The following is a 17,028-nucleotide window of genomic DNA, read 5'->3' on the forward strand; positions in this document are numbered from 1 at the left end:
CGTTTATGAACTTGAGTTGATGTGAGTCTGTATATTACAACTCGTGAGGGTAATTTTTGTTGTCCAACATAGGCATTTCGAATTTCATAAGTATCTCCTGGTTTTATCTGATGCATGATATGTTCAAGGTCAAGTAAAGCATATAAAGATTGCTTTTTTACTGTCCCATACCGAAAGAATTCTGGAGATTCATTTTTCACATATACTCTATTATTTAATTTCAACCGTGAAACATAGAACACCCCTCGTTGATCCATCTGGTCTAAATCTTTTAGAGAAAAGTATCCTAAATCTCGAATACATAAATCTCCTGGTCGTAAGGTATCCAAACATTCTGTACCAAAGGTTTTATCATTATTTTTACCTGGTTCCATTTGAAAATTGAGGAATTTTCCACTATGTAAATCATACTCTAGTTGAATCTTAATACCAGCTGTCTGTGCACATCCTCCTGAACCAGGATAAATAGAAGCTAAATGGTTGGGTACTTGAAAAATAGTAGCATCTAAAATACGTATACGTTGAAAATAAGAAATGTATTGGTTTGAGATTTGAGAAGAATCATTTAGTTTACTTTGGATTAAAAGGGAAAATACACGCTGTAGAAATAAAACAGCACAACGGTTAAAACGTTGATTAAGTCCTTCTGGACTCATAAGTGTAGCTGTATTTGCATAAAGCTGACTACATAATCGAGTCAGAGAATCGCTTGCTACGTGTTGACTAATCCAGATACATAAAGCAGTCAAATCTTGTGCACCATACTTGCTTTTACGTTTTACAAAACCTGCCTCTTGTGCAAGTTGTTGAAGAATATGTGGGGATAGATATCGCTGTAGTTCTTCAGCGAATAAATGAAACTCATCCTGAATCGATAGATTCATACAAAAATGCCATCCTTTCTGTATATTTCTACAAAAAGAATAGCTTTTTTTTGTTTATATGGATACAAATTTATTTTAGCTTGATAGCCATGGGGTACCGTCAGCAATTTTGAAGAAAAATAAGCTAACGAAAATTATAAATTTAAAATCTTTTATACTGAATATTGAAAGATTCCTCTGGAAATGGTTACTCATTGAATTGGGATTATTAGATTGGTTTTATTCCACATTTTTCACGGTACTTGTTAATCTTTTGAATCATTGATTTATTAATATTGAAGATAATTATGTGCATATTAATCACATAATTTGTCCCTATCAAAATGAACTTTTCTTGCATCTACTATATTGTTAAGAATATTTTATTTTGAAAGGATGTGATTATATGGCTCATAAATCTACTGGGGTTTTTCGAGTTCCGGTTTCTGAGAATGGTATTATTCCAACTGCTCTCAATATTATGTTAAACAATGATTCACGCTGCCATACTAGTAATGTGACGGTAATTGTTAAGAGAAGTCCAAACACTTTTTTCCCAACGCAAAATGAATTAGTTGAAATCTCTCGTACTATTGTTTCTTTAGGACCAAACAGAACATCTAAGATTGTGTTGTTTACTCCAGAATTCCATATAGAAGATTTTCTTGATGTCATCATTAGAGGAAATAAAGATGATGTTGAGGATGTTCTTGTGTATTCTTTCTTAGCAGACTCAGAAGGTCACAATCTTCCATCTACTGTTTTCAGGAATGAAGAATATACTTTTGCTTGCTAACACCATGATGATGTATATCATATACAAATATAGTTGACATAATGTGAAATTATCGGTAACAAAAAAAAGGCGAACCCCTTAATCTCATAAAGGGTTCGCCTTTTTTCTTTCTTTCTATCACTCTAAACAATTCCATTAATTCATCTTTCGGAACATTCACAATCAAAATGTCTTCAGAAATCAATTCTCCACCAACAAGTCCCTCAGAGCGCATTCGTATGAACGTTTTTATATATAAAGCGTTCTTCTTTTTTAGTAGTATCCTCCAGAGCTTTATTTATTAACTGCACTTCACTTTAAAATGAATGATCTAACTAGGATATAGATACCTCTTTTTATGTAGGGCAAAGAAAACAAATTCCCTCCTTAAAATAAAACTTATCGGAAGCGAATGGTTTTCAAATTTCGTTCCTAATTTGAAATGTAAAAAAGGATGAAATAGTATGGTAGCAGGAAGAAAGTAGTAAAATAAAGCATCCGAGTAGGAGTATAGAGTGATAACATGTTACAATACAGCTAAGAACACGCAATAAAGGAGAGTTTTTTACGTGAAGATTAAAGCAATTGAACCGACGCCAAGTCCAAATACAATGAAAGTTATTTTGAATGAAGTATTACCATCAGGAGCGCGTAATAATTATACAAATGAAAATAAAGAACAAGCACCAGTACAAGTGCAAGAAATTTTGAAAATTGAAGGCATTAAAGGTGTGTATCATGTAGCAGACTTTTTAGCAGTCGAGCGTAATGCGAAGTATGATTGGAAAGTTTTATTACAACAAGTTCGTGCCGTTTTCGGTGAAGAAGTAGTAGAAAAAAGCGAAGAACAGCAACTTTCTCACTTTGGGGAAGTGAAAGTATTTATTCAAATGTTCTTTACAATTCCGATGCAAGTGAAGTTAACAGATGGAACGACGGAAGAGCGTGTTGGTTTACCTGATCGTTTTAAAGAATCAATCATGAAAGTGCAAATGTCTGCACCTAACGTTGTGAAAGAGCGTAAATGGGTAGAGCAAAGTACACGTTACGGTAATTTTGAAGAAATCGGGAAAGAAGTAGTAGAAGAAATTGTTGCTGCTTATTCAGAAGAACGTGTAAATGAAACAGTTAAAGAATTATTAGATCAGGCTGGGGCAGTTGAAGTAACGATTCAAAAGCGTGAGCCATATAAAGTAACAGAAGAGATGATGAAAGATTCTGACTGGAAAAATCGTTTTGCAGCTTTAGAGCAAATGGATCCTACTGAAGAGGATATTCTAGTGTTGAAAATGGCGTTAGACGATGAAAAAGTATCTATCCGCCGCATAGCAACAGCTTATTTAGGTATGGTAAAAGGTGATGAAGTATTACCGTTATTATATAAAGCGTTATTAGATCGTTCAGTAAGTGTTCGTCGTACTGCAGGGGATTGCTTATCAGACGTAGGTGACCCAGCAGCGATGTTCGTTATGATTAAATCGCTGAAAGACCCAAGTAAATTAGTACGCTGGCGTGCAGCTATGTTCTTATTTGAACTTGGAGGTGAAAGTGCGATTCCGGCATTAAAAGCAGCGCAAGATGATCCAGAGTTTGAAGTAGCGATGCAAGCTCGTCTTGCATTAGAGCGTATTGAAGGCGGCGAAGAAGCGAAAGGTTCTGTATGGAAACAAATGACGGAATCTCGTAAAGGGGAATAATATATGATTGTTTTCTATGATAGTTGGTGTCCGATGTGTACGGCCGTTGCAGAACGTACGAAAAAATTAGATAAAAAGGGTAAGATGAAATTTGTTTCATTTCGAAATGAAGATGTAGTTGAGAAGTATGAGCTTTCTCAAGAACTACAAAGTAAGATGGAACAAAGACTGTATATTTTTAAAAATAATAAGTGGTATGACGGTATTCAGAGCATAGATGTATTAGCGAAGGCCGTTCCATCTTATTGGTTTGCAGTGCCTTTTATAAAATTATCTATCGTACTTGGATTTGGAAGCAAAGTATACGATTATATCGCTAACAATAGAAAACTTGTCCCAGTCGGACATTGCCGCGGTGGGGTTTGTGAAATCCCTTCAAAAAAATGAAAACGTCACTATCTTTCTTTTGCACCTATTAATAGAGCGTGATATGATGAATTTGGAATGAAAGTTGAAGGAGAGATACAAGATGTCAAATGCTTATGAAGAATACATGCGCCAAATGGTAATTCCAATGCGTCAAGAATTAGTGCGTTCTGGATTTGAAGAATTAACTACAGAAGAATCTGTTACAGAATTTATGGAGAATGCATCAGGTACAACTTTAGTAGTTGTAAACTCGGTTTGTGGTTGTGCAGCTGGTTTAGCGCGTCCATCAGCAGGCCAAGCAGTTGTTCGTGCTGAAAAACAACCTGACCATCTTGTAACTGTGTTTGCAGGTCAAGATAAAGATGCTACTGCAAAAATGCGTGAATACTTCGGAGAAATTCCTCCATCTTCACCATCTATGGCATTATTAAAAGGAAAAGAAGTTGTTCACTTCATTCACCGTCATGAAATTGAAGGTGCAACTATGGACGAAATTATTACGAACTTAGAACAAGCTTTCGAAAAGAATTGCTAAAGAAGGGGGAGAGTAAATCTCCCTCTTTTCTTTATATAGAGGTGAAACAATGATAGTAACAACAGCAGGAAGAACAAATAAAGAAATGACAGCATATGCAAAAAAGGTAGCGGAAGAATTAAATCGTTCTTTCATTTTACGTAATGATATACCAGTGCATAAATTACATGAGCAGTATGAACAAGATGTACTTGTCGTAGGAAAGAACCGATTAGCTATTTATCCGAAAGGTACGGAAGAATCATTCTTCTTTCATCCGAACTCAGCGATGTTTCGTGTGAAAAGGTTAATGCGCGGAGAGCACGATCCGTTCGTACAAGCTGCTAAATTAGAGAGCGGAATGACGGTGTTAGATTGTACGCTCGGTATGGCATCAGATAGTATTGTAGCTAGTTATGTTGTTGGTGAAAGTGGAACAGTAACAGGACTGGAAGGCAATGAATATATGGCTTATATCATGAGAAATGGTTTGAAAACATGGTCTTCATCTGTTTCTGAAATCGATGAAGCAATGCAAAGAATCCAAGTAAAGCAAACGGAGCATTTTTCATTTTTAGCGCAATGTGAAGACAATAGTTATGATGTCGTATATCTCGATCCGATGTTTGAAGAAACTGTCATAGAATCTGATGGAATTAAAGGGTTAAAACATTTCGCTTTGTATCATGATATTACTGATGAAACAATTGCAGAGGCGAAGCGAGTGGCGAGAAAGCGTGTCGTTTTGAAAGATCATTTCCGTAGTTCTAGATTTGAAAAACACAATTTTCACGTATACAAAAGAAAAAGTGCTAAGTTTCACTTTGGTGTAATTGACCCTTGCTAATTGTTTGAAAAGATGTATAATAAGCAATAATTAATTAAATATACTGTCTGTGATGAAGAGAGTAGTCTTTTTCAGAAGGAAAGCGAGCTAGGGATGGTGTGAGCCTAGTGCGGAAGAAAAAGATGAAGCGCACTTCGGAGACGCTTCTTGAACGAATAGTAGAGTAAGCCGAGGTCCCCTGTCCTCGTTATAAACGGGAAAGTGGTTCGTAATGAACAACAAGGGTGGTACCACGGGTTAAAACTCGTCTCTTATATAGAGACGAGTTTTTTGTGTTTAAAAAAATAAGGAGGTTGTAGTATGGAATATAAAACACAGTTTGCGAAAAGTTTATCAAATATTTTTGTAAATGAATTAACGCAAAATCAAATTTTAGATTTAATCGAAACACCGAAACAAGATGAATTCGGAGATGCAGCGTTCCCATGTTTTTCACTAGCGAAGCAATATAAAAAATCACCAGCTATTATCGCAAAGGAAATTGCGGAGAAAGTAAATGATTCGTTCTTTACGAAAGTAGAGGCTGTTGGTCCTTATGTAAATGTATTTTTCAATCGTGAAACTGTAAGTGATGCTGTATTAAAAATGATTTTAGCTAAGAAAGAAGAATACGGTCAAAACTACTTTGGATGTGAAAAAACAGTAGTTATTGATTACTCATCTCCAAATATTGCAAAACCTTTTTCGATGGGGCATTTACGTTCTACAATGATTGGAAATTCACTGAAACATATCGCTGAAAAATGTGGCTATGAAGTTGTAGGAATTAATTATATTGGGGATTGGGGAACACAGTTTGGAAAGTTAATTACTGCTTATAAAAAATGGGGAAATGAAGCAGTAGTTAAAGAGGATCCAATCCGTGAATTATTTAAGTTATACGTTCAATTCCATGAAGAGGTAAAAGACGACGAAGAACTAGAAGAAGCAGGGCGTGTTTGGTTTAAGAAATTAGAAGAAGGTGATGAAGAAGCTGTTGAGCTTTGGAATTGGTTCCGTCACGAATCCTTAAAAGAATTTTCTCGAATTTATGAACTTCTCGGTGTAGAATTTACTAATTTTCAAGGAGAAGCTTTTTATAATAACTTAATGGAAGATTTCATTGGAATTATAGAGGAGCATGATTTGCTTGAAGAGTCAGAAGGCGCATTAGTCGTTAATTTAGAAGAGGAGGGAATGCCGCCTTGCTTAATTAGAAAATCAGATGGTGCGACTATTTACGCAACACGTGACTTAACGGCAGCGTTATATCGTCAAAACACATATGCATTTGATAAAGCCCTATATGTAGTTGGCCTGGAACAAAGTTTACACTTCAATCAATTTTTCACTGTATTAAAAAAGCTTGGCTACAATTGGGTTGACGGCATGGAACATGTACCGTTTGGGTTCATTTTAAAAGACGGTAAGAAAATGTCGACACGTAAAGGAAGAGTTATTTTACTGGAAGAAGTACTTGAGGAAGCAATAGAGCTTGCAAAACAAAATATTGAAGAGAAAAACCCAAACTTAAAACAGAAAGAAGAAGTAGCAAAGCAAGTCGGTGTAGGAGCAGTCATCTTCCACGATTTGAAAAATGAGCGTATGCATAATATTGAATTCTCATTAGAAAATATGCTGAAATTCGAAGGAGAAACAGGACCATATGTACAGTACACACATGCGCGTGCTTGCTCTATTTTAAGAAAAGAAAGTGTAGAATTTGAAACATGTACGTTTGCTTTAAAAGATGATCATAGCTGGAGTGTCGTAAAATTACTTAATAAATTTCCTCAAGTAATTGAAGCAGCTTTCAATAAAAATGAGCCATCGATTATTTCGAAATATGTATTAGATGTAGCGCAATCTTTTAATAAATATTATGGAAATGTGCGTATATTAGAAGAGAGCGAAGAGAAAGACAGCAGACTCGCATTGGTTTATGCTGTGACGGTTGTATTAAAAGAAGGATTACGTTTACTTGGGGTGGAGGCACCTGAGGAGATGTAACATAGTAGTAAACTGACAAACTGGGTCTAGTATAAACCTGGTTTGTTTTTTATTGGATCTATAATTTTTTTGCAAAATCAATTAAAATCTTTTTAGAGACGGTGATTCATATTGATTCGAACTTTTATTTTACAAATTCCTTGTCATAGAAGATTAGATAGGAGTTTTTTTAAACTACAAAAGCACATACCTTTATGTGCGCGTTGTACAGGTATGCTTATTGGTATTTTAATGTTTCCAATTTATTTTTATATGACACCTTCATTTCTTTTGGCAATCATACTATCATTTTTCGCTCAAATTCCGTTACTTATCGATGGGTTCACCCAAAAGTGGAAATGGAGAAGTAGCTCAAATTTGCTAAGAATAACTACTGGTGTATTAAGCGGTAATGGTATGGGATTATTCATTTCATCTAGTGTTATATGGATATTATCTTAAGATATATAGTAATGGAGGTGTTTACATAGATGTTCTGGATTTACTTAATTCTAATTTTTATTTCAGGTGGAAGTGGAATTGGTTTTATGACTCAAAATAAGTATACAGAAGCAATAATAGCTTTTGTTATTTGTATACTATTGTTTGGGCTACTGTATTATTATCTTAAAAGAAACAAAAGAAAGAGAAAAGCAGATTGTGACGATTTAGACTGTACGGATTATTTTGATTGTGATTGTACTTGTTAAATTTTTCTTCCAAATAAAAGGCTAGTGTATTATTAAAAATACACTAGCTTTTTTGCTTTGAAATTTTAAGAAAAGTGTAGGAATACGGCTATTATATAGAGAACTTTAGTTTTGTATATAAAAGGAGGCGTTAGATGTTGGAAACGTATGATTGGAACAATAAACTAACATATTTAAAAAACACGAGAGATTTATATTACAACGACGATTATGTAAGCTTTTTAGTAAATACAGTTTGGAAGATTACTAAGCCTGTACATATCGTTGATTACGGTTGTGGATATGGTTATTTAGGCCTAATATTAATGCCATTACTTCCAAAAGGATCAAAGTATACCGGTATTGATAGTGGAGAAACATTATTAGCTGAAGCGAGAGAGTTGTTTCGTTTACTTCCGTATGATTCAGAATTTCTTGAAGGAGATGCTACAGAAATTGAACTGAACGATACATACGATATAGCAATCTGTCATGCTTTCTTATTACATATGACTACTCCAGAAACAATGCTACAAAAAATGATACATTCAGTTAAAAAGGGCGGAAAAATAATCTGTTTTGAACCACATTGGATTTCTAATATGGCTTCTTATTTACTAGATGGGGAGAAACAATCGGAATTTATTCAGCTAGGTGTTTTGCAGAAATTATTTGAAAGTGATACGCAAAGAAATGGTAAAGATGGCAATATAGGCATGAAAATACCGATATATTTAAGTGAATTAGGTGTGAAAAATATTGAATGTAGAGTAAGCGATAAAGTGAACTTTTTAGATTCAAATATGCATCACAATGATAAAAACGATTTGTATCAATCATTAAAAGAAGAGGGGATTGCAGACAACCCGGGTGATAAGCAACAATTTGTAGAACGTTTAATAGCCAGAGGATTAACATATGATAATGCGCTAGCTCAATATGAAGCTGAACTACGATTTTTTAAAATATTTCATGTGCATTCTTCTTTAGTATACGCTCCGAATATGAAAATTACATTTGGTGACATAGTATGTTAAAAGGTATGATATATAAGGATTGTCGTTTAATGTCGATAAATCGATATTCGACATATAATCGCTGATATATGTTAAGAATTGGTCGATATAATTTGAAAATCGCCGATATATTTGAATTATCGCTGATATAATTTTATGTACTAATTTCAGCTTCTACAAGATTAAAACCGCATGTTACGTTATTCCATATAATTAAACAAAATACGGAGAAAAACAATCATTTTTACTATATTTTGTTATAAATTTGAATAATATTAATTAATACCATCCATTATAAGAGATTTTAGTTGAATACATACTATATGGTGTGTAAAATCTAAGCAAGTAGCAGTATAAATATAAATTCGAGGTGAATGCATGCTAGATTTTAAGCAGTTAGAAACTTGTTTAAAAGACAAGAGATTTGTAGATGGATTACAGGAAATAAATAATGAAATTGCATATGTAAAAGAAACGAATACTTTATCCTATGTGAAGACTTGGCTTGCTAATATTCCTTCACATAAGGAGTTTGATATATTAATTCGCCTTACTGATGAAGGGCTTATGCACCAATACAGTTCATTCCTCATTCGCTACGCTTATAAAAAATTCCCAAATATGAGAACGCTCTCTTTATATTGTGATGAGTTAATTGATGAGCGAAAAATCCTTGAAGCAGAACAGTTGTTAAAAGACTCTTTAGAAGAGGCAGATAAAGAAGAAATAGATGACGATTTTTTAGCGAAAACATATTTTACTTTAGTACGATGTTTATTAGAAATGAAACGAAATGAAGAAGCGCTCATTTATATGCAAAAAGCAGAGGAGTACAGTACACGTGCGGTCTTTGATAAATGGGGCTACGTCTATATGCATACAGGTGAATGGGAGAAAGCAGAAGAACAATTTTTAGCTGGAAAGCAGCATAAAGATTGTGAAGAACTATCTACCTACTTATTATCACAGTTATATGCGAATAAAGGGGAACAAAAACGTGCATTACAGTTAATCGATGATGCGATTGTAAAGTTTCCACAAGTACCATATTTTCATTTTGAAAAGGTAAAGTATTTATTAGATTTAGCGAAATATGAAGAGATGTTAGAGGTAATAGATAATATTAATAGTACGCTTCCTTATCATGCTTATGAAACTTACTTTGTACATTTACGTGCAGAAGCGTTGTACAAAATGAATAAACTTGTAGATTTACAACAGTTATTAAAAGAAGAAAAAAGTTTAAAAGGCTCTTTATATCATAATTTAGAAAAAAATCCAGATGGAAAAAAGGTTCACCTGCCGATAGTTCCAATTGTACAAAAGGATAATTATTGTGTTCCGACAAGTTTAGAAATGATGTTGCAGCTATGGGGAGAAAAACGTACACAAGATGAAATAGCAGAGTTTATTTTTGATATGACAGGCTCAAAGTTTTCCGATACGGTCTCTTATATTGAAGAATTAGGCTATGAATATCGTTATTTTAAAGGGAATGAGGAAATTTATAAGATATTACTCGACCGAAAGATCCCCGTTTTATTAAGTATAGACATCGAACATGCTTCACATGTGCAAGTGCTATCAGGATATGATGATACGTTACAAGCTTTTTATGTTCAAGATCCAAACTTTATAGAACCAGTTCTTGTGGAATATAGTAAATTGCAAGAGAAATATCGTTATACAGGTTGTTTGGCGATCACGTTTGTTCCGAAAGAAAAGAAGGAACAACTAGCATTTTTAAGTGAAGAAGAGAATCATTATTTTAAATCCATTTTCTCTCTTACAGATCATTTAGATGAACAAGATAAAGAGGGAATTAATAACTTAGTACAATTTTTAAAAGAGACGAGTGATAATCCGAATACGTGGTTATATACGATGAAACATTTAGATGTTGAAGTAGATAAAGAATTTATTTTATATTGTATAGAAAAGTTAATGGAAAAGTTTCCGAACTCGGATTTTGTTAAATTTCATGGTGCACAGTGCTTTATTCGTCTTCAAGAAATGGAGAAAGCTGAGCAAATGCTGGCAAGTGTTGAGAAGAAAAATAATCGTGCTTTATATCATTTGATAAATGGAAGATATGCATTTGAACAGGAAAGTTATATAGAAGCGATTACAAGTTTTCGTTCCTCATTACAATTGGACGCAGATCAGCCGATCGCCTGGAGTTTCCTTGCGTTATCTTATATGTATATCGATCAATCTGAAAATGCGTTGCAGTTTTCTCAAGTAGCTGTAGAACGTAGTCCAGAAAGGTTCACTTTAACGAATCACGGTTTAATATTAATAGATTTAGAAAGATATGAAGAAGCATATGAAATCTTTAATAATTTGTTAAGAGAATATAAAAATGAGGCGCATGTATGGTATGAACGAGCGAGATGTGCGCATCAATTAGGGAAATTACATTTAGCGATAAAAGGACTTAAAGTGGCGATTCAGTTAGATAGTAATGCGCCTTACATTTATACGAAACTTTCAGAGATCTATGAATCTGATTTGAAGGATGAGAAAAGCACAAAAGAAATTTTATTAAAAGGTATTGAGAATTGTGATGATAAGGCGTCTCTATATGTAAGATTAGGTGATTATCATTTTCAAAATGATAGTCTGGAAGAAGCAGAAACATTATATAAGCGTGCTTTAGAAGAAGATAATGAAGATGTTTATTCTCATTTCGGACTTACGCAAGTTTATATGGCAAAAGAGCGATATGATGAAGCGAAAGAATATATTCTTGGTCTCGAAACACAAATTGAAAAGAGCCAAGATTTCCTTATGAATGCAGGAATGGTTTTATGGGATGCAGAGGTTGAACTTGGTGGAAATGAAGATGGGTTTAAAGTAGCATTGTCTAAGTTAGAGAGTGGTATAAAGCAGAGTGAATATAATGTAGCAAGTGCGTTAGATGAATATGTGAATCGAATTAAAGGAACTGTATTTGTACAACGAGGTATAGCATTCTTAAGAACGTTACAAAAAGAAAGAAATGAAGTAAGTGAATACAGTTGTTATGCAGGTATTTTACATGAATCTATTGGACAGTATGGCCAAGCGATGAAAAGATATAATAAAGCAATAGAACAAAAGAAAACGGCATTGCCATATTACCGAATTGGTGAAACACTTATGGCATTAGGACAATTGACAGAAGCAAAACAAGCGTATGAAACATGTTTAGAGCTTGATGAAAACTTTTTAGGTGTACATTTACAACTAGCAGAAATATACGAAAAAGAAGAAGACCGTTTCAAAGAACAAATTCATATGGTTCAGGCGATGAAAGAAGAGCCTTTGTATATAAATATGGAATATTTGGCACAGCTTTCAGTAGAAATAAATCTTCAAGAAGAGTTGCTAAAGGAATTAGAACATCTAGCAGGCGAAGTACCCGAAATATGGCGCTTAGATGCGATTGCGTATGTGTATGGAGCGATGGATGAAATAGATAAAGAACAAGCACAGATTGAAGAAGCGCTACAATTAGATAGTGAGCATGCAGAAGTTCTATATCATTATGCAAAAGTATTAGTGAAAAAAAGAGATGCAAAAGCGATTGAAGTTGCAATGAAAGTAATACAAAAAGATGTAAATAATGAACGTATATTTAATGTTTATGTAAAAGCGGTAGAACAACATAAGAAATTGTCTAACATCCGGGATTTTCTTCATACATTAAAAGTGAAAAAAGCAGAAAGAAGTACAGCATTCATGTGTGCAGCAGCTGGGGTTACGGAAAGATGGATTGAACGTCAACAAAATGAACAACCGAAAAAATCTATATTTACGAGAGCTTTTTATCGTATGAAAAACCGGGCAAAAGAAATTTCAATGGTTACAACAATTATTGAGTTATATGAAATCTCATTAAAGTTAAATCCAAAAAATAGTATGGCAGCACAACGATTTGGATTATTTTACGAAAATGTATCGATGAATAAAGAAGCGATAGATGTTCTGCAAACATCGTTAGAAAATAAATGGGATTATGAGGTAGCGAAGCAACTTGTAAATCTTTTCATTGAGTGTGAGGACGAAGATTTGTTACAAGATGCTGTAGAGTTAATGAAGCAATTAGTTCGAGAGCTACCGGATGATTATGATACGCTTCTTATACAAGCGCAAGTATTCTTGAAAGTTGGGGAAGAAGGAAAAGCAGAAAAAATATGCTTACAATTAACGGAGAAAACACCGTTTGTAAGTAGAGGATTCCTTGCTTTAGGAGAAATATACCAAAGTCAAGAGAGATATGAAGAGGCAATTCAGTTATTAGAAGATGCTTCTATACATCATCCAAATGATACGGCAATTCTTCTCTCATTAGCATCTTCATATCATAGTGCCGGCCAAACGATAAAGGCAGAAAAAATAACAAGTGAAGTAGTAACAATGGATACGAGTGATCTGTTAGCAAGATATGATCATGCTTGTTATTTAGCGTTATTAAATAGAAATGCAGAGGCGAAAGAAGAGCTTGAACATGTACTTCGTGAGGATGAATCTGGATTTTTTGCTGAACTTATCGAAGAAGATGAAGATCTAGCAAGATTGAGAGAGTTTGAAAAGTAATTGTATATGTATATAAGTAGTGAAAAAAGGATATAAATAAAAATATATTTTGAATTAGTTGACAATTTATTGTTAAATGGCATAAAATAGCTTTTAACAAAGTATACAAATCTGAAGACGAGAAAGAGTAAAATAATGAACTGTTCCCCAGAGAGCCGGTAAAGTGCTGAAAGCCGGTGTTCAGACGTTATTTGAAAATCATCTCCGAGGAGCCGAGGCTGAAAGTAAGTAGGCCCGGACGGATGTCTACCGTTACAAAGAACGCGTATGTTAGTACGTTGCTAAGCGCTATTAGTGAAAAGCTAATAGAATTAGGGTGGTAACGCGGGTAAACCCGTCCCTACTTCATAGGGGCGGGTTTTTTGTGTGCTTTTAAAACATTCAAAGGAGTGATTGTAGATGAAGAAAGTAGATGTAAAAGAGTCAGCTGTAGGGAGAGAAACACGTATTCGTAAGCAGTGGAACGAACAGAGCATTTTTGAACAATCAATTCAGAATCGAGAAGGCGCGCAATCGTTTGTGTTTTATGAAGGACCACCAACGGCGAACGGTTTACCACACGTCGGCCATGCACTTGGTCGGGCAATTAAAGATGTAGTAGCAAGATATAAAACGATGGCCGGTTATAAAGTGGTAAGAAAAGCAGGATGGGATACACACGGTTTACCTGTAGAATTAGGTGTTGAGAAGCAACTTGGTATTTCTGGTAAACATGAAATCGAAGAGTACGGAATTGAGCCATTTATTAAGAAGTGTAAAGAGAGTGTATTCACATATGAAAAGCAGTGGCGTGAGTTCACTGAAAGTATCGGTTACTGGGTAGATATGGATGATCCATACGTTACTTTAGAAAATCCATATATCGAAAGTGTATGGCATATTTTAGGGACGATTCATGAAAAAGGCTTGTTATATAAAGGGCATAGAGTTTCACCGTACTGCCCAAGCTGTCAAACTTCTCTCAGTTCACATGAAGTTGCACAAGGGTATAAAACAGTAAAAGATTTAAGTGCAACAGTTAAGTTTAAAGTGGAAAATAGTGAAAATGAGTATTTCTTAGGTTGGACGACAACACCATGGACACTTCCAGCAAATGTTGCACTTGCTGTACATTCAAATATGGAATACGTTAAAGCGAAACAAGAAGGTCATGTATACATTGTTGCGAAAGAACGTGTACAAGAAGTATTAAAAGAAAACTATGAAGTATTATCTGTTCATAAAGGTGAAGAATTAGTAAATACATTTTACACAGCACCATTTCCAATGAAAGAAGTGACAAATGGTTACCGTGTTATTGCAGCGGATTTTGTAACGGCAGATAGTGGTACTGGACTCGTTCATATTGCTCCAGCATATGGGGAAGATGATTATAGAGTTGTTCAAAGTGAAGGATTGTCGTTCCTACATGTTGTAGATGGAAAAGGTGAGTATACAGATGCAGTACCATTTTTGAAAGGTAAATTTGTAAAAGATTGTGACGTTGATATCGTTCGTTATTTGGCGAAGGAAGGTTTGCTATATCATAAAGAAAAATATGAACATAGTTACCCGCATTGCTGGCGTTGTGATTCACCACTTCTTTATTATGCAGGAGAAAGTTGGTTAATCCGAACAACTGCAATTAAAGATACATTTTTAAAAAATAATGATTCTGTTACTTGGTATCCGGATCATATGAAACATGGACGTTTTGGTAAGTTTTTAGAAAATATGGTTGACTGGAATATTAGCCGAAATAGATATTGGGGAACACCATTAAACGTTTGGGAATGCGAAAGTTGCGATCATCAGTTCGCACCGAAAAGCATTGCTGAATTAAGAAAGCATAGTAAGAAAGAAACACCTGAAGATTTAGAATTGCATAAGCCGTATGTAGATGAAGTGCAAGTGTGCTGCGGGAAATGCGGAGGCACAATGAATCGCACACCAGAAGTAATCGATGTTTGGTTTGATAGTGGTTCTATGCCATTTGCACAATATCATTACCCATTTGAAAATAAAGATTTATTTGAAGAGCAGTTTCCAGCGGATGTTATTGCAGAAGGAATTGATCAAACACGCGGCTGGTTTTATAGTTTATTAGCAGTATCAGCACTATATACAGGCAAAGTACCGTATAAACGAGTGTTATCACTAGGGCATGTTTTAGATGAAGAAGGACAAAAAATGTCTAAAAGTAAAGGCAATGCACTAGATCCAGTTGATTTAGTAGAGAAGTTTGGTGCAGATGCGCTAAGATGGGCTTTACTCGTTGATAGTGCCCCGTGGAATGCGAAGCGTTTTTCTGAAAGAACAGTACTGGAAGCGAAATCTAAATTTGTAGATACATTAGTCAATGTGTATAGCTTCTACGTTTTATATGCAAATTTAGATGAGTATAATCCGAAAGAAACGTATGACGTAAAGCTTACGAAGTTAGACGAATGGGTATTATCAAGATTGCATAGTACAACGAAAAAAGTGAGAACAGCACTTGATGAGTATCAATTTACGAATGCAGCTCGTGAAATTGCAGCACTTGTAGATGAAGTGAGTAACTGGTATGTAAGACGCTCACGTAATCGTTTCTGGGAATCTGGTATGAACGCTGAAAAAGCATCTGCCTATGAGACACTTCATGAAGTGCTTGTAACAATTAGTAAATTAATTGCACCATTTACACCGTTTGTCGCGGAAGACATTCATCTGAATTTAGAAGGAAGTAGCGTTCATTTAGCGGATTATCCAGTTGTAAATGAATCACTACTTCAGCCGAAATTAGAAGCGGAAATGGATGCTGTTTTACAAGTTGTCGAACTTGGAAGAAGTAACCGTAATCAGCATTCTTTAAAAGTAAAACAGCCGTTAGCTGAGCTTGTATTACTTGAGCATAAAGAGAATGATATCGATTGGGAATCTTATCGCGATATTGTAATGGATGAGCTAAATGTGAAAGCATTCCATGTTGAACTGGATGAAACGAAGTATACATCATATCAATTGAAGCTCAATTTTAAAACAGCAGGGCCGAAGTTCGGTAAAAATGTGAATGCAGTAAACGGCTGGTTAAAACAATTATCACAAGAAGAAGTACAAAACTTTGTATCAACAGAAAGAGCAGTTTACGAAGCAACATCAGGAGAAGAAGTGGTTGTAACCGCTGAAGATGTGTTAGTTGAGAAAGTTGCAAAATCAGGATTCTCTAATACGACTAACGGACAATATACGGTTATGTTAGATACGAATGTAACGGAAGAATTGTTACAAGAAGGAGTAGCTCGTGAATTCATTCGTGCGGTTCAAGAATATCGTAAGCAGTTGAATTTACCAGTTAACTTACGAGTTGATGTGATTCTTGATGCAGAGGAAGAACTACAGCAAACGTTAACGAATCATAAACATCTATTGGAAGAAAACTTACTCGTCAAGCAATTTACATTTGGCCACTTAACGAATGAAGACGACGAGTTTTCTTTAGGGGAGACAAAACTCCGAATTAAGTTAAGCGAGGCTAATTAATGAAAAAGGAAGTTGGAATCATTCCAACTTCCTTTTTTGTATGAAGGGAGATTAACCGAATGATTTCCTCATAATCCACTCGATAGGGACACTGGAAAATTTCTTTCTTCATATTTTAAAAGTATAAGGTTGAAAGAATTGATAAAGAAATATATTTCTAAAGTATTGTTTTCGTTTTACACATAAATATTGAGAAAATTTCACTTAC

At 34.7% G+C, this 17,028-nt stretch carries 12 protein-coding genes and 2 other annotated features; of the genes, 11 read left to right on the forward strand and 1 reads right to left on the reverse strand.

Features of this window, described 5'->3' with window-relative positions:
- A partial coding sequence (locus JDS81_RS12310; RefSeq protein ID WP_199688516.1) for an IS4 family transposase occupies positions 1-884 on the reverse strand: 884 nt, incomplete at its 3' end.
- A gap of 385 nt (positions 885-1,269) precedes the next feature.
- Here JDS81_RS12310 and JDS81_RS12315 point away from each other — a divergent pair.
- The 11 genes from JDS81_RS12315 to ileS all read left to right on the forward strand — a co-directional run bounded on the left by JDS81_RS12315 (position 1,270) and on the right by ileS (position 16,820).
- A complete protein-coding gene (locus JDS81_RS12315) occupies positions 1,270-1,659 on the forward strand; it encodes a hypothetical protein (RefSeq protein ID WP_000940649.1) in 390 nt (129 codons plus the stop codon).
- Between the two features lie 548 nt (positions 1,660-2,207).
- On the forward strand, positions 2,208-3,335 hold the full coding sequence (locus JDS81_RS12320; RefSeq protein WP_097953505.1) for a conserved virulence factor C family protein: 1,128 nt from the start codon (positions 2,208-2,210) through the stop codon (positions 3,333-3,335).
- Positions 3,336-3,338: 3 nt separating this feature from the next.
- On the forward strand, positions 3,339-3,722 hold the full coding sequence (locus JDS81_RS12325) for a thiol-disulfide oxidoreductase DCC family protein (protein WP_097953504.1): 384 nt from the start codon (positions 3,339-3,341) through the stop codon (positions 3,720-3,722).
- Between the two features lie 82 nt (positions 3,723-3,804).
- A complete protein-coding gene (locus tag JDS81_RS12330) occupies positions 3,805-4,239 on the forward strand; it encodes a BrxA/BrxB family bacilliredoxin (protein WP_000063715.1) in 435 nt (144 codons plus the stop codon).
- A gap of 49 nt (positions 4,240-4,288) precedes the next feature.
- A complete protein-coding gene (locus JDS81_RS12335) occupies positions 4,289-5,065 on the forward strand; it encodes a class I SAM-dependent methyltransferase (RefSeq protein ID WP_097953503.1) in 777 nt (258 codons plus the stop codon).
- 40 nt (positions 5,066-5,105) lie between these two features.
- Positions 5,106-5,320 (forward strand) — a binding site (T-box leader).
- Between the two features lie 45 nt (positions 5,321-5,365).
- The gene (argS, locus tag JDS81_RS12340; RefSeq protein WP_097953502.1) at positions 5,366-7,054 is read left to right on the forward strand and encodes an arginine--tRNA ligase; all 1,689 of its coding nucleotides are present in this window, start codon (positions 5,366-5,368) and stop codon (positions 7,052-7,054) included.
- A 111-nt stretch (positions 7,055-7,165) separates the two neighbouring features.
- Positions 7,166-7,495, forward strand: a complete 330-nt coding sequence (locus JDS81_RS12345) for a DUF2085 domain-containing protein (RefSeq protein ID WP_097953501.1) — start codon at positions 7,166-7,168, stop codon at positions 7,493-7,495.
- A gap of 29 nt (positions 7,496-7,524) precedes the next feature.
- Positions 7,525-7,743 carry a hypothetical protein gene (locus JDS81_RS12350; RefSeq protein WP_097953500.1) on the forward strand — a complete coding sequence of 73 codons (219 nt, stop codon included), beginning with the start codon at positions 7,525-7,527 and terminating at the stop codon, positions 7,741-7,743.
- Between the two features lie 137 nt (positions 7,744-7,880).
- Positions 7,881-8,759: a class I SAM-dependent methyltransferase gene (locus JDS81_RS12355; protein WP_142312414.1), complete on the forward strand. Its 879-nt coding sequence runs from the start codon at positions 7,881-7,883 to the stop codon at positions 8,757-8,759.
- Between the two features lie 357 nt (positions 8,760-9,116).
- Complete coding sequence (locus JDS81_RS12360) at positions 9,117-13,319, forward strand: bacteriocin-processing peptidase family protein (RefSeq protein WP_097953498.1); 4,203 nt, start codon at positions 9,117-9,119, stop codon at positions 13,317-13,319.
- A gap of 105 nt (positions 13,320-13,424) precedes the next feature.
- Positions 13,425-13,664: a binding site (T-box leader), on the forward strand.
- A 54-nt stretch (positions 13,665-13,718) separates the two neighbouring features.
- Positions 13,719-16,820, forward strand: a complete 3,102-nt coding sequence (gene ileS / locus JDS81_RS12365) for an isoleucine--tRNA ligase (RefSeq protein WP_097953497.1) — start codon at positions 13,719-13,721, stop codon at positions 16,818-16,820.
- Positions 16,821-17,028 lie beyond the last annotated feature (208 nt).

The sequence above is a fragment of the Bacillus cereus group sp. N31 genome, assembly GCF_016483245.1.
Taxonomy (GTDB): domain Bacteria; phylum Bacillota; class Bacilli; order Bacillales; family Bacillaceae_G; genus Bacillus_A; species Bacillus_A toyonensis.

Coding starts and splice junctions, on each gene's coding strand:
- JDS81_RS12315 (WP_000940649.1), top strand. CDS start 1,270: ATGGCTCATAAATCTACTGGGGTTTTTCGAGTTCCGGTTTCTGAGAAT.
- JDS81_RS12325 (WP_097953504.1), top strand. CDS start 3,339: ATGATTGTTTTCTATGATAGTTGGTGTCCGATGTGTACGGCCGTTGCA.
- JDS81_RS12330 (WP_000063715.1), top strand. CDS start 3,805: ATGTCAAATGCTTATGAAGAATACATGCGCCAAATGGTAATTCCAATG.
- JDS81_RS12335 (WP_097953503.1), top strand. CDS start 4,289: ATGATAGTAACAACAGCAGGAAGAACAAATAAAGAAATGACAGCATAT.
- argS (WP_097953502.1), top strand. CDS start 5,366: ATGGAATATAAAACACAGTTTGCGAAAAGTTTATCAAATATTTTTGTA.
- JDS81_RS12350 (WP_097953500.1), top strand. CDS start 7,525: ATGTTCTGGATTTACTTAATTCTAATTTTTATTTCAGGTGGAAGTGGA.
- JDS81_RS12360 (WP_097953498.1), top strand. CDS start 9,117: ATGCTAGATTTTAAGCAGTTAGAAACTTGTTTAAAAGACAAGAGATTT.
- ileS (WP_097953497.1), top strand. CDS start 13,719: ATGAAGAAAGTAGATGTAAAAGAGTCAGCTGTAGGGAGAGAAACACGT.